Source organism: Acinetobacter lwoffii (genome assembly GCF_024129735.1).
Lineage (GTDB): Bacteria > Pseudomonadota > Gammaproteobacteria > Pseudomonadales > Moraxellaceae > Acinetobacter > Acinetobacter lwoffii_H.
On sequence record NZ_JAMXXK010000063.1, the window covers coordinates 1 to 13916 of the forward strand.

Consider the following 13916-nt stretch of genomic DNA (forward strand, 5'->3'; position numbering starts at 1 on the left):
TTAAAAGCGTTATTTTCACCCGATAAAGTCCCCATCAAACAAGAGGAAGCTTAAATGAGCTTCCTCTTGTAAAAATTGTGGGACAGCAGTGATCTTCAGATTCCCTTTTTGTATTGACAGATATCAATGATCAATTACTTATGAGCAGCCTTATAACGTGATAGTGCGGTGACAGCTACTGCCGATACGACCACTGCTGGCAAACTTGCCACAAGAATGCCCGTCGTTCCCAAACCTAATGCCAGAATTTTTCCAGTTAATAATGGTCCAGTCATCGCCCCTAAACGTCCTAGAGAGATCGCACTACCCACACCGGTGACTTTACCTGCGCCTGAATAAAAAATTGGTGAGATCCCATACAGAATAGATTGGCCACCTGTAGAGAAAATACCCCCCATGACTCCCGCCAAAATTAATAACGGAATAGAAGTTGTGGTGAATAGCAATACCAAGGCAACAAACAAGCCACTATAAATGATAGTCGCCATTTGCCAGAGCTTTAAACGGTCCAGTAAATAACCCAGGCTTAGGGTTCCAATGACAGCGCCCACCTGGAACACCAACATCACCAAAAATGCCTGCTGTTTCTGCAAACCTTGTTCCATAAGTAAATTTGGCAACCAGCTAATCAAAATATAATTGATCATCAAGGTAAAAAAGAAGCCAACCCAAAGAGGCACTGTATTTTTATACTGTCGCTGCTTGAACAACACCTCAGCCATTCCCGGCACAGCTTCGCCAGAAACCGGTACTTCCGCATTCACTTTAGGCTTATCTTTAAGAATAAATGCCATCAATGGAATCAGTGCTAAAGGCGTTAATCCCCCCAATCAGGAACAAGGTTTGCCATTGAATCTCCGGAAGCAACATGGCCAGACCGGCAACAAAGATCGCCCCTACCGGCAAACCACAATACATCAGACTATTTAGCTTGCTACGGTTGGCTTCCGTTGCTTCATCACCGACGACTGAAATCATGGTTGGCATTGCCGCACCTAAACCCAAACCAGTAAAGAAACGCGCTGCATATAAAACTTCGATGCTTGGCGCAATTGCAGTCAACGACATGAACAGACCAAAAATAGTCACAGAGAGCATCAGGACTTTCTTTTGTCCCAAATAGTCCGCGATACGTCCGCCAAAGAATGCGCCAAATAGCATTCCAAAGACACCCAGACTAAATACATAGCCCATTTGGATTTGATCTAAAACAAAGCTTGCTGCAATTCCTTTCGCTGCAATCCCGGGAGCTTGAAGATCAAAACCTTCAAAAAATGCAACCCAGAAACACAAGATTATAGTTAATATTTTTTGGGCTTTTCCGCTGTATGGCTGTGCCATGACTGATCTCCATCAATAATTCACAAACCGTTTGATAGTCTGACGATCCGTTACATTATTCTTAACCTAATCTTAATAGAGAAATAGCACGACAATAGTCGGGTTTAAGCACATTAGCATGTGTAAATATCATCTAAATTAGACCTAAAAGATTGTATTTATAGACTTAATACATCTTAATAATATTTATTATATATATTTATCAATAACTTAATTTAATAGTAGTTATTTTTAATTCAACGATAGTCAAAACTTATACAAAACTACAAGCCGATAAAAAGCCCGCTTAATGCGGGCTTTTTTAGCGCAAAATCTTAAGCAGATTTCTTTGCTTGTGCATTCTTACGAATTGTAATCATCACCAGTTGAACTGCTGCAGGGGTTACACCTGGAATACGACTGGCTTGCGCCAATGTTTCAGGACGAACATCTTTCAGTTTCAGGGTAATTTCACGGGACAGACCTGACACGATGTCATAATCGAAATCCGCAGGAATACGGGTTTCTTCAAGACGTTTCATTTGTGCGACGTCTTCATGCTGACGATTAATATAACCCGCATATTTCACTGCAATTTCAATTTGCTCACCGACAAATGGTGATACTTCAGAATTGGTTAACTCTGCAATTTGAGCAAATGAAATGTTTGGACGTTTCAACAAATCAATCGCCGAACATTCTTTAGACAGATCTGCACCGGTCATCTCAACGAATTTTTTGCCCATTGGATTGTTTGGTGCAGCCCACAGGTGTTGTAAACGACCCGTTTCTTTTTCTACTGCTTCCATTTTCTCACAGTACACTGCCCAACGTGCATCATCCACCAGACCCATTTCACGACCAATTGCTGTTAAACGCTGATCTGCGTTATCTTCACGCAGCATCAAACGGTATTCTGCACGTGAGGTAAACATGCGGTACGGTTCTTTGGTACCCAATGTGATCAGGTCATCGACCAGAACACCCATGTATGCTTCATCACGTTTTGGTGTCCACTGTTCCTGATCCCAAGCACGGCGCGCAGCATTCAAACCTGCCAATAAACCTTGCGCACCCGCTTCTTCATAACCGGTTGTACCGTTGATTTGACCGGCGAAGTACAGGTTATTGATGGCTTTAGTCTCAAGCGTGAACTTTAACGCTTGTGGATTAAAGTAATCGTATTCAATGGCATAGCCCGGACGGAGAATGTGCGCATTTTCCATACCACGGATCGAGCGAACCAGTTCAAACTGAACGTCGAACGGTAAAGAAGTCGAAATACCATTTGGATAAAGCTCATGTGTATCCAGGCCTTCAGGCTCCAGAAAGACTTGGTGAGAATCTTTATCGGCAAAACGGTGAATTTTATCTTCAATCGATGGGCAGTAACGTGGACCCACACCTTCGATCACACCAGTGTACATTGGTGAACGGTCTAAACCGCCACGAATGATTTCATGTGTGCGTTCATTAGTATGCGTGATATAGCAATTTACCTGCTCAGGATGCATTGATGCATCGCCCATGAATGACATGGTTGGAGACGGGAAATCACCCGGCTGTGGCGTCATCACAGAGAAATCGACTGAACGTGCATCAATACGCGGTGGTGTACCTGTTTTTAAACGACCTACTGGAAGTTGAAGTTCACGCAAACGATGTGCCAAGGAAATTGACGGCGGATCACCCGCACGACCACCGCTAGATTTCTCCAGACCGACGTGGATGACACCACCTAAGAATGTACCTGCTGTCAGCACCACAGTTTTCGCATCAAAACGGATACCCATTTGGGTAACCACACCTTTAACGGTATCGCCTTCAACAATCAGGTCATCTGCGGCTTGCTGAAAAATATCAAGGTTTGCTTGGTTTTCTAATGTTTCGCGAATAGCCGCTTTATAACGTACACGGTCCGCCTGCGCACGTGTTGCACGTACTGCAGCACCTTTACGCGAGTTCAAAATACGGAATTGAATACCGCCTTTATCGGCAGCCAGTGCCATCGCACCGCCCAAGGCATCAATTTCACGCACCAAATGCGATTTACCAATACCACCGATGGCCGGGTTACAGCTCATCTGCCCTAAAGTCTCAATGTTATGAGTTAAGAGTAAAGTCTGTCGACCCATACGCGCTGCAGCCAGAGCCGCTTCCGTACCGGCGTGACCGCCACCGATAACAATGACATCGTATACTTTAGGATAATGCATAGTGGTAATTGAGAGATAAAAAAGAATAGCTGAGCATTATAGCAAATTTCACTCTAAAGTAGACAAATTCAGTTGAATTTATCCTGAGATAAATCGCACTTAACTCGCATAACAATAAAGCACTGTAATTTAACTTTGCAGAGGAACTATATAAATTAAACATATAAGCTGAGAAATTTACTCGATTTGCATTGTTTAATCTCGCGCATTTTTTAATCTATATGTTGGTTACATTACAAACAAAGGTATAAAAGATGAATAAGAATATTTTCCTCTCAACCGTTCTATGTGGTTTATGTTTTGCGCCATTTGCTGCATCAGCGAATGATAAGGTCGAAACCATTTATAATGCACAAAAGTACCAACAGGTTTGTAAAGGCAAATCCCAAGGTGCACAAGTCAGTTTTGCCTATCGCGGCATTATCTGGAATGGTACCTGTGAGCCGCAGTTTTTCGCTTCATCCAAAAATGCTTCAATCAAAGGCGATGAAGCCGAACTCATGAGTACCTGTAGCGGCAACAGTGGTGCGACTACTGCCACCATCAATGGTGCCGAAGTCAAAGGTAAATGTGCATTAGGCTTTATGCCACCACGCCCTCAGGGACAATCTCAGATGCAAAGCCAACCGATGCAGCCACATATGCAAAACCAGCCTATGCAGCATCAGACGAACCAGCCAGCACAGCCTGATTCACCAATGCAAGGCCAGCCAGGTATGTAGCCGATATATATCTAAATAGTTTAGATTTCAAGTAAAAGCTTTGACGGGCAAAGTGATTGCATTTTGCCCGTTTTTTATTGCTTATTTATTCATCTAGGCTAAACTGGAAATATACCTATAAATGCATAATAAAAAGGCAAATTCATGGATTCGGGGTTTTTTAGCGTTTTTTTGCCAATTACATTGGCAATTATGATGATGGGGCTGGGGCTAGAACTCACTATCAAAGATTTCCTGCGCTTAAGTCGCTATCCTAAAGTCATTTTTATTACTTTATTTGCGCAGTTAGTCCTATTACCCAGCGTTGCTTTTTTTATTTGTCTGATTTTGGACTTGCCCGCTTTGCTTGCTGTAGGTCTGATGTTGCTAGCCGCCTCACCTGGTGGCCCAACCGCGAACCTATTTAGCTACATATATAAAGGTGATGTGGCACTGAATATTACTCTAACCGCCATTAATACCATCATCTCTATTTTTACCCTGCCCTTTATTATCAATCTATCCTTACACTACTTTATGAGTCATGACTCAAACGTGACTTTTCCAGCTGAAAAGATTGTGCAGGTGTTTTTAATTACCTTGATTCCCGTGATCATGGGTATGCTGCTTCGGGCCAAATTTCCAAACCTGTCGATTACTGTCAGCAGGCCCATGCGCTTACTCTCTATCGGCTTTTTAGCCATATTGTTGATATTTGCCATTTTCAGAGAACGTTCGAATTTGGTCGAATACTTTGCCAGTATTGGCACAGCAACTGCGATTTTATGTTTTTCCAGCCTGTTTATTGGCTATTGCATCCCTCTACTCATGGGCATTCCAGAGAAAATGGCACGCGCTTGTACTTTTGAAATCGGCATTCATAACACTGCCATTGCCCTGACCATTGCAATATCGGTTCTGAATAATGTCACGATGGCCATCCCAGCAGGCATTTATACGATTTTCATGTACACTTTCGCCACCATTTTCGGTGTGCTGATTAGCCGCCAGCAAGTGGTATATAGTAATAAAAGTCGTTTATCAGATTTGTAATTTATTTGGCTGATTCTGCTATAAGGCTGTATGCTTTTCCAAAGAAAATCAGAAATATTAAAACAATTTTCGACAAGGAGCATACAGATGGATTCTGGCCTTATAACGATATTACTGCCACTGGCACTTGCAATCATCATGATGGGGCTTGGCCTTGAACTAACGCCTCGGGACTTTAGCCGTGTCACTCGCCACCCCAAAGCCGTATTTATAGCATTGTTCTGTCAACTGGTTATTCTGGTTGGCATTGCCTTTTTACTCTGCAAGCTATTCGCTTTAACCCCATTACTCTCGGTCGGGCTCATGCTCCTGGCGGCTTCGCCAGGGGGTGCAACGGCCAACCTGTTTAGCTACCTGTTTAAAGGTGACTTAGCCCTCAATATCACGCTGACTGCTATCAACTCAGTCATTGCAGCGATTACCCTACCTTTAGTTATTAATTTTTCGATCATGCATTTTATGCAGGATAGCCAGCAAGTTGGCCTGCAATTCGGCAAGATTTTACAAGTCTTCGCGATCATCCTGATTCCAGTGGGCATTGGCATGTTAATTCGGCGCTATGCTCCAAGCGTGACCGCAAAACTGAATCGGCCGTTGCGGATTTTTTCCATTGGCTTTTTGGTGCTGATTATTCTTGCCACACTTATTAAAGAACGCACAAATATCGGTGAATATCTAACCCAGGTGGGTCTGGCCACTGCCTTGTTCTGCCTACTAAGTCTGAGTATTGGTTATCTGATTCCGCGACTACTGAATATTAATAGCGCTCAAGCCCGTGCCAGCGCATTTGAGATTGGCATTCATAACAGTACCCTCGCCATGACTATTGCCCTGACCGTGATTGGCAGTGCTGCTGTGGCAATGCCGGCTGCGGTTTATTCTATTTTTATGTATATTTTTGCTGCAATTTTTGGCAGCTTGTTGAATCGGCTTGCACCACTCCCGGCGCAAACACCCCTAACAAATCTGGATTAGACAACATCTGAAGATATTTAAAGGATGCCTCAGGCATCCTTTTTATTTTGGGAATGGATCAAGAAGATAGCAGCGCTGAGTCTGAACTTCCGTTACAATAGCTTTTTGAAAAATGTATAAAGGTTATTTCTGTGAAGTGGTTACAAATTCATATTACGGTTGAACAGGCTCAGGTTGATTTTACTGAGACATTACTCAGCTCGCTAGGCGCAGTGAGTGTGACTCTGGATGATGCTGAAAACCAGGATTTGCTGGAACCACTTCCAGGTGAAACACCACTCTGGAATAAAGTGATTGTGACTGGTATTTATGCGCAGGAAGAAGGCGAAGAAATTGATGTTACCGCACTAGAAACCTTTATTCGTGCACAAATGCCAGATGCTCCGATCCGTCATGAGTTGATTGAAGATCAGGCTTGGGAACGTACCTGGATGGATGCCTATGAGCCCATTCAGATTGCTGATAAATACTGGATCGTACCGGAGTGGATGGAAGCACCTGATGCCGATGCGGTAAACATCAAGCTTGATCCAGGTCTGGCTTTCGGAACAGGCAACCATGCTTCAACTTTCCTGTGCTTACAATGGCTCGGCAAGATTGATGTGAAAGATAAAATTGTCATCGATTATGGCTGTGGCTCAGGCATTCTCGCGGTAGCTGCACTCTTATTAGGTGCGAAAAAAGCATATGCCACGGATATCGATCCACAAGCTGTACTGGCGACTCAGCAAAACGCTGAACTGAATGGCGTACTGGACAAGCTTTATGTCGGACTGCCAGAAGAATTTAGAGATGAACTCGGCAATACCAAAGCTGACGTATTTGTTGCCAATATTCTGGCAGCACCACTAATGATGCTGGCTCCTGAGTTCGCAACTTTAATTAAATCTGAGGGACAGTTCGCACTTGCGGGTGTTATTGAAGAGCAAGTTGCTGATGTTACTAGCATTTACTCAAATTATTTTGATATATTAGAGGTAGAAAAACGAGATGAGCACTGGTGCCGTATCTCGGGTAAACGCCATAAGAACGAATGAGCCTATAAATAATCCATGAGTGACAAAAGAACCCATTGCCCTACCTGTTCCACCACCTATAAGGTCACAGTTGCTCAACTCACCGTTGCGCAGGGAATGGTTTGCTGTCCTAAATGTACCACCTCATTTAATGCCTTATCGCATTTGGTGACCGAAACCCGGAATTCGGTCACTGCCTCAATGTCTCACGCTCAATCAAACTCCAGCGAATTCAGCAAAACTAATGCTCAAAATAACTCAGGTGTTTATCACACGGATCAGCAGCACCATCGTCATAGCCTGCTACAGATTTTTGATCAAAAAGTTGAACATTCCAATATTGACCTGGAAACCTATTTAAATAACCTGAATTATTTCAGTACCGAGCCGATTTCAGTCCTGCCGAGCATGAATTGGGAAGATCAGGCAGAAAAACAAACCAAACGCGGGCCAATGTACTATATAGGCTGGAGTTTACTTAATCTGTCGCTGTTCAGCCTGCTGCTGTTTCAATTTTTCTGGTTCAATCCGCAATACATCAAAAACAGTCACGTCATGAGTCTGGCCTTTAACAGTGCTTGTGAAGTGTTTAATTGTTCCAATCTGGAAAAATACTACACACTAATTCAGGTTAATAAAGTCAAAATCAAGGCAACCGGTAATAATGAAGCTGAGTTTAGCGGTGAGCTGATTAATTTTCATGACCGTAGTCTGGCTTTACCAATTTTAAGAATCAATCTGGAACATCGCGGTGAAGTGATTGCAACTTATAACCTGTCCTCCGGAGAGTACCTGATTGAAAGTCTGGTCAATATTCAGCGCATCCCAAAAAACAGCCCGTTTAAATTCAAATTTAAGCTTCCAGTCGATCGCAAAAGCTTTGATCGCTATACTTTGGAAATAATTCGCCCCTAATCTGCTGAGAAAGCATTAAAAAATTAAAAAAAGTTAAAAAAAATGCAGTTTTCTTGCTCACTTTTGCTTAGACAATGGTATGATACGCGCCACGAAAGCTATGTGCTGCAACTCCTCGCGACTTTTTCACAACAAATACAGTCTTGCCTAATGCGCTATAAAATTTATTGCGTATCGTGCAGATTTTTTTGTTTTGATTTTGGTCAGTAACAAAACTTTAACTATTGTTACGCTTATTTTTCGACCAAATCGCAGAGATGTGTCAAGCTACAGGCTCAATGTAATGACTAAGTTTTAGAACTTCCGTTTTAGGATCTAAAATGGAGTTCATTTCAATTTCTAGACCACTTTTATATATCACTTTACCCAAGTGATATTTGTTTTTCGGATTAATTCGCATGAATAGCAAATCTCCTATTTTTACTGCACAATCTGATGTTGCTTTACGTATCCACGTAGATCGCGCAGTTCGCCACTATTTTGCACAACTGCAGGGCGAGCAACCATCTCAGGTATACGACATGGTGCTAGCAGAAATGGAGAAACCTCTTCTATCTGTAGTTCTAGAATATACACGTGGTAACCAAACACGTGCTGCCGAGATTCTCGGACTCAACCGTGGTACTTTACGTAAAAAGTTAAAAGCTCACGGTTTAATGAGTGAATAAATGATAAAATGCTTGCGGCTTCCGCAGGCATTTTTTTTAACCTGTAAATTGCTGATTTTGTTTTATTCTGTTCCTTGAAAACTGTGACGAAGATCATGACTATTAAACGCGCTTTAATCTCTGTGTCTGACAAGACTGGTATTGTTGAATTTGCACAAGAACTTGCTGCTCTAGGGGTAGAAATTTTATCTACAGGTGGTACCTATAAATTGTTGAAAGACAATAATGTGGCTGTAGTTGAAGTTTCGGAGCATACAGGTTTTCCAGAGATGATGGACGGCCGTGTAAAAACACTACATCCGAAAATTCATGGGGGTATCCTGGCTCGTCGTGGTCTAGACGAAGCTGTGATGGCTGAACACAACATTGATGCTATTGATTTAGTCGTTGTAAACCTTTATCCATTTGCTGCAACGGTAGCCAAACCAAACTGTTCACTTGCTGATGCCATCGAAAACATCGACATCGGTGGTCCTACCATGGTTCGTGCTGCGGCAAAAAACCATGCATCTGTAGGTATCATCGTAAATGCATCTGACTATGCAACCGTTGTGGCTGAGCTTAAAGCTGAGGGTGCTTTATCTTACGCAACTCGTTTCGACCTTGCGGTGAAAGCATTTGAACATACTGCTCAATATGACGGCATGATCGCATCTTACTTAGGCGCGCGCGTAGGTAAAGAAGAAGGTCAAGCAGACAAATTTGCACGTACTTTCAATACCCAATTAAACAAAGTTCAAGACCTTCGTTACGGTGAAAACCCACATCAAGCTGCTGCATTCTATGTAGAAGACACAGCGACTGAAGCTTCTGTTTCAACAGCGAAACAGTTACAAGGTAAAGAACTCTCTTATAACAACATTGCAGATACTGACGCTGCTCTTGAATGTGTGAAATCATTTGCGAAGCCTGCTTGTGTGATCGTTAAACACGCTAACCCATGTGGCGTTGCAGTTTCTCTAGACGGTATTCAAGCAGCTTATGATCTTGCGTATGCAACAGATCCTGAATCTGCATTCGGTGGCATCATTGCATTCAACCGTGAATTAGACGTTGCAACTGCACAAGCGATTGTTGACCGTCAATTCGTTGAAGTAATCATTGCACCGAGCGTTGCTGAAGGCGTTCTTGAAGTAACGGGCGCGAAGAAAAACGTACGTGTACTTGTATGTGGCGAACTTCCAGCAATCGATGCGCGTCAATCGCAACTGGACTACAAACGTGTAAACGGTGGTTTACTGGTTCAAGACCAAGACTTGGGCATGATCACGAAAGATGATCTTAAAGTTGTGACTAAACGTGCGCCGACTGAACAAGAAATCGATGACATGATCTTCGCTTGGAAAGTGGCGAAATACGTAAAGTCTAACGCGATTGTTTATGCTAAAAACCGTCAAACCATTGGTGTGGGCGCAGGTCAAATGAGCCGTGTAAACTCTGCTCGTATTGCTGCGATCAAAGCTGAACACGCGAGTCTAGTGGTTGAAGGTGCAGTTATGGCATCTGACGCATTCTTCCCATTCCGTGATGGTATTGATAACGCTGCGAAAGCAGGCATCAAATGCATTATCCAACCGGGTGGTTCTATGCGTGATGAAGAAACAATTGCTGCTGCTGATGAAGCGGGTATTGCAATGGTCTTCACTGGTATGCGTCACTTCCGTCACTAAGTTTTGACGAAGCTCATGATGTATATTCAGTTAATTATGCTGAGTAAAATAGATTTCTAATCTTGCATAAAGTCCTCTCCTATTTTCAGGTTGAGGACTTTATGTCATTTTCGATTCATGGAGTATGAACCGATGAATATTTTAGTTTTGGGTAATGGCGGTCGTGAACATGCACTTGCATGGAAAATCGCGCAAGATGACAAAGTCGCAAAAGTATTTGTAGCACCAGGTAATGCAGGTACTGCAACAGAAAATAAATGCGAAAATGTTGCCTTAAATATTTTAGACAACGCTGCAATTATCGACTTTGCAAAAAACAATGCGGTTGATTTAGTGGTTGTTGGTCCTGAAGCACCACTTGTAAATGGTGTTGTAAATGCATGCCGTGAAGCTGGCGTTAAAATTTGGGGTCCAACTCAATTTGCTGCACAGCTTGAAGGCTCTAAGGCTTTTGCCAAGCACTTCTTAAAACGCCACAACATTCCAACAGCATTCTATGATGTGTTCACTGAAGTAGATGCTGCGAAAGCATTTGTTGAGAAAAATGGTGCGCCAATCGTGATTAAGGCTGACGGTCTTGCTGCAGGTAAAGGCGTAATCGTTGCAATGACCAATCAAGAAGCATTCGATGCGATTGACGACATGCTTGCAGGCAACAAATTTGGTGATGCAGGTTCTCGTGTTGTGATCGAAGAATTCCTTGCAGGTGAAGAAGCATCTTTCATTTGTATGATTGATGGCGACAACATCTTGCCAATGGCAACATCTCAAGACCATAAGCGTATTTTTGAAGGCGACCAAGGTCCGAACACCGGCGGTATGGGTGCGTACTCTCCTGCGCCTGTTGTGACTGCTGACGTATTTGAAAAAACCATGAATGAAGTGATGCGTCCTACCGTTGAAGGTATGAAAAAAGACGGTCACGTTTATACTGGTTTCTTATATGCAGGCTTGATGATTGACGACAAAGGTCAACCAAAAGTAATAGAATTCAACTGTCGTTTTGGTGATCCTGAAACTCAGCCAATCATGATGCGTTTAAAATCATCTTTGGTGGATCTGGTTGAAGCTGGTATTGCCGGTAACCTACCTGCGGAAGCTGAATGGGATGAGCGCAAGACTGTCGGTATCGTGCTTGCATCTAAAGGTTATCCAGAAACTTCAAGCAATGGTGATGTGATTTCAGGCTTAGATACTGAAATGACTGATGCGAAAGTGTTCCATGCAGGCACTAAAGCCAATGAAAATGGCGACATCGTAACTGCTGGCGGTCGTGTACTTTGTGTGACTGCACTCGGTAATACCATTGGTGAAGCGCAAGCAAAAGCGTTAGAGCTTTGTGAAAAAGTGACTTTCGACGGCGTTCAATATCGTAAAGATATTGGTTACCGCGCAGTTGCTCGTGAAAATTCTTAATTTCGGTTAAGTATCAAAAACCCCGATTCGTTCGGGGTTTTTTTATTTTTTATAATTTATTTTTTACAATGTAAGCTAGTAGCTCTTTACCTTTATCAGTAATTATCACTTTACTTGCTGTGCCCGTATTTGTTAGTTTCTGTTGTTGCATTAAATTATGGATGATTAATTTTGGTGCCAAATCATAGAATATAAAATAATCATAATCTGATGAATTCATTGAGTTGTTTGCACCAACTGTCAATTTATCTTTAAAACTTTTTATTGCTTTTAATACAGTAATCTCATCTGGGAAATTATTTTCTTCTGATTGTATTCTCTTCAAGCTAACCTTTTCTTGAGAAAATAACTCAATTAACCCCACAATTTCTTCTGATGTATTATTACTTGTTTTCTGTCTTTTTAATACGATATTCTCTTGGTTCAGTTTGCTAATTTCTTGTTGTAGCCCCATGATCTGATCTAAATACTCTTGAGGATTCTGTACAGAATCTGCTCTAATCCAACCGACCACCTGATTTTCTTTTTGTAGTTGCCCAATACTTTCATGTACTGCTAATTTGATATCTTTATTATCTTCAAAGAACGAACACATGTAAGATGTAACCTTAGTTTTAAAATCTTTAAATTTAGCTTGGTTCTCAAGTTCTAAAACAGCAGATCCATCCAATTTAATTTTTGCTTGAAGTGCATGATCTTGCATAACCACTGCAAATAAAGGTTTGTTTTGTTCTAATGCATAATTATATTCCAACTCAGTATAACTTAATCCTGATTCAGTCTCGATAGATCCATAACGACCACCTAATATCAGCATATAAATATCAGATTCATCAATCCATTTTTTAATAATTTCCCACTGACTTTTATTTGATGCTGTAAATAGCTCCATACCAGCAGGAATATGACCAGCTTTTAAAATTGCTTCCACAGCAGCTTGTCTTTCATTTATTAAATCTAGATATGTAGATGATATAAAAATTTGATATTTTTTCATAAGTACTTTGAATTAATTTAATTTTCTTCTATTTTAGTAATATTACATATTTTTACAACCAATGATTATTCAGTAAGCTTAGCTATTATGATGACTGATATCCAAACCCCTCGCCTCATCCTTCGCCAATGGCAAGACTCCGACACTGCCCCATTTATCCAAATGTGTGCAGATGACGAGGTCATGCGCTACTTCCCTAAAAAACTCGATGCGGCTGAGGCAACTGCTTTTCTTGAACGTATTCGTAATGCTATTGATACACGTGGTTGGGGACTCCTTGCCGTAGAACTCAAAGCTACAGGCGAATTCATCGGTTTTATTGGCTTACACGTGCATCCACCTGAGCTTAAAATTGCCGATGCCCCTGAAATTGGCTGGCGCTTGTTACCGCAATACTGGAACCAAGGCTATGCAACTGAAGGAGCCAAAGCTGTACTGAAATATGCCTTTAGAACCCTGCGCCTAGAGAAAGTCATTTCTTTTACTGCCTGCATCAACACGCCCTCAGAACGTGTCATGCAAAACATTGGCTTAGAAAAAGTAAGAGAGTTTGACCATCCACTTGTACCTGCCGATCATATCTTTTGTAGACACGTACTCTATGAAAAACAGCGTTCGGATTATCTGTATATTCCCTTTTGTTAAAACAAGCTTGCAGTATCATGACCTGAGGAAACCAAGATCAGATACTGACTCGCTTAGTTAATATAAAGGAAAGATTTATCTCGTTAATGATCGAATTTTCTTCATTTCCCAAAAAATCAGATATTTTTTTATATTTATCTATATGCATTTTTTATATTTATATCTTACAAAATCTTATAAAGATCACTATTTGAACACATCCATTAAAACTATATTTTCAATATAAATAATATATTAGACTTCCGTCATAAATCAAAAAACGTACAATTTATTTGATCTTAAATTAATCAGCAAAATTATTTAATTCAAGAGATAATCCTTGGA

11 protein-coding genes and 1 pseudogene are annotated in these 13916 nt (G+C 41.6%); 9 read left to right on the top strand and 3 right to left on the bottom strand.

All coding sequences use genetic code 11. From position 1 onward, the window contains the following. Positions 1-134: 134 nt before the first annotated feature. Both mhpT and mnmG read right to left on the bottom strand, forming a co-directional pair. Positions 135-1341: pseudogene (gene mhpT / locus NI469_RS15940) on the bottom strand (3-(3-hydroxy-phenyl)propionate transporter MhpT). A 314-nt stretch (positions 1342-1655) separates the two neighbouring features. Beyond that, positions 1656-3536: a tRNA uridine-5-carboxymethylaminomethyl(34) synthesis enzyme MnmG gene (gene mnmG / locus NI469_RS14085; RefSeq protein ID WP_044110212.1), complete on the bottom strand. Its 1881-nt coding sequence runs from the start codon at positions 3534-3536 to the stop codon at positions 1656-1658. Positions 3537-3790: 254 nt separating this feature from the next. Here mnmG and NI469_RS14090 point away from each other — a divergent pair, with 254 nt between their 5' ends. The 8 genes from NI469_RS14090 to purD all read left to right on the top strand — a co-directional run bounded on the left by NI469_RS14090 (position 3791) and on the right by purD (position 11950). After that, on the top strand, positions 3791-4258 hold the full coding sequence (locus NI469_RS14090) for a hypothetical protein (RefSeq protein ID WP_253147031.1): 468 nt from the start codon (positions 3791-3793) through the stop codon (positions 4256-4258). Between the two features lie 144 nt (positions 4259-4402). Continuing rightward, on the top strand, positions 4403-5290 hold the full coding sequence (locus NI469_RS14095; RefSeq protein ID WP_219309560.1) for a bile acid:sodium symporter family protein: 888 nt from the start codon (positions 4403-4405) through the stop codon (positions 5288-5290). A gap of 87 nt (positions 5291-5377) precedes the next feature. Then, positions 5378-6265 (top strand): bile acid:sodium symporter family protein, encoded by an 888-nt coding sequence (locus NI469_RS14100; RefSeq protein ID WP_253175567.1) that lies wholly within the window; start codon positions 5378-5380, stop codon positions 6263-6265. 131 nt (positions 6266-6396) lie between these two features. Then, complete coding sequence (gene prmA / locus NI469_RS14105) at positions 6397-7302, top strand: 50S ribosomal protein L11 methyltransferase (protein ID WP_004646702.1); 906 nt, start codon at positions 6397-6399, stop codon at positions 7300-7302. Positions 7303-7317: 15 nt separating this feature from the next. Further along, a complete protein-coding gene (locus NI469_RS14110) occupies positions 7318-8196 on the top strand; it encodes a DUF3426 domain-containing protein (RefSeq protein ID WP_253147034.1) in 879 nt (292 codons plus the stop codon). 398 nt (positions 8197-8594) lie between these two features. After that, positions 8595-8864 (top strand): DNA-binding transcriptional regulator Fis, encoded by a 270-nt coding sequence (fis, locus tag NI469_RS14115; protein WP_001086304.1) that lies wholly within the window; start codon positions 8595-8597, stop codon positions 8862-8864. 95 nt (positions 8865-8959) lie between these two features. Continuing rightward, the gene (gene purH / locus NI469_RS14120; RefSeq protein WP_253147036.1) at positions 8960-10534 is read left to right on the top strand and encodes a bifunctional phosphoribosylaminoimidazolecarboxamide formyltransferase/IMP cyclohydrolase; all 1575 of its coding nucleotides are present in this window, start codon (positions 8960-8962) and stop codon (positions 10532-10534) included. Between the two features lie 132 nt (positions 10535-10666). Beyond that, on the top strand, positions 10667-11950 hold the full coding sequence (gene purD, locus NI469_RS14125) for a phosphoribosylamine--glycine ligase (protein ID WP_253147037.1): 1284 nt from the start codon (positions 10667-10669) through the stop codon (positions 11948-11950). A 49-nt stretch (positions 11951-11999) separates the two neighbouring features. Here purD and NI469_RS14130 read toward each other — a convergent pair whose 3' ends face one another. Then, positions 12000-12947, bottom strand: coding sequence for a DUF4062 domain-containing protein (locus NI469_RS14130; RefSeq protein ID WP_253147038.1), 948 nt, complete (start codon positions 12945-12947; stop codon positions 12000-12002). A gap of 87 nt (positions 12948-13034) precedes the next feature. Here NI469_RS14130 and NI469_RS14135 point away from each other — a divergent pair, with 87 nt between their 5' ends. Beyond that, positions 13035-13592, top strand: coding sequence for a GNAT family N-acetyltransferase (locus NI469_RS14135; RefSeq protein ID WP_253175568.1), 558 nt, complete (start codon positions 13035-13037; stop codon positions 13590-13592). Positions 13593-13916: the final 324 nt, after the last annotated feature.

Coding starts and splice junctions, on each gene's coding strand:
- mnmG (WP_044110212.1), bottom strand. CDS start 3,536: ATGCATTATCCTAAAGTATACGATGTCATTGTTATCGGTGGCGGTCAC.
- NI469_RS14090 (WP_253147031.1), top strand. CDS start 3,791: ATGAATAAGAATATTTTCCTCTCAACCGTTCTATGTGGTTTATGTTTT.
- NI469_RS14095 (WP_219309560.1), top strand. CDS start 4,403: ATGGATTCGGGGTTTTTTAGCGTTTTTTTGCCAATTACATTGGCAATT.
- NI469_RS14100 (WP_253175567.1), top strand. CDS start 5,378: ATGGATTCTGGCCTTATAACGATATTACTGCCACTGGCACTTGCAATC.
- NI469_RS14110 (WP_253147034.1), top strand. CDS start 7,318: ATGAGTGACAAAAGAACCCATTGCCCTACCTGTTCCACCACCTATAAG.
- fis (WP_001086304.1), top strand. CDS start 8,595: ATGAATAGCAAATCTCCTATTTTTACTGCACAATCTGATGTTGCTTTA.
- purH (WP_253147036.1), top strand. CDS start 8,960: ATGACTATTAAACGCGCTTTAATCTCTGTGTCTGACAAGACTGGTATT.
- purD (WP_253147037.1), top strand. CDS start 10,667: ATGAATATTTTAGTTTTGGGTAATGGCGGTCGTGAACATGCACTTGCA.
- NI469_RS14130 (WP_253147038.1), bottom strand. CDS start 12,947: ATGAAAAAATATCAAATTTTTATATCATCTACATATCTAGATTTAATA.
- NI469_RS14135 (WP_253175568.1), top strand. CDS start 13,035: ATGATGACTGATATCCAAACCCCTCGCCTCATCCTTCGCCAATGGCAA.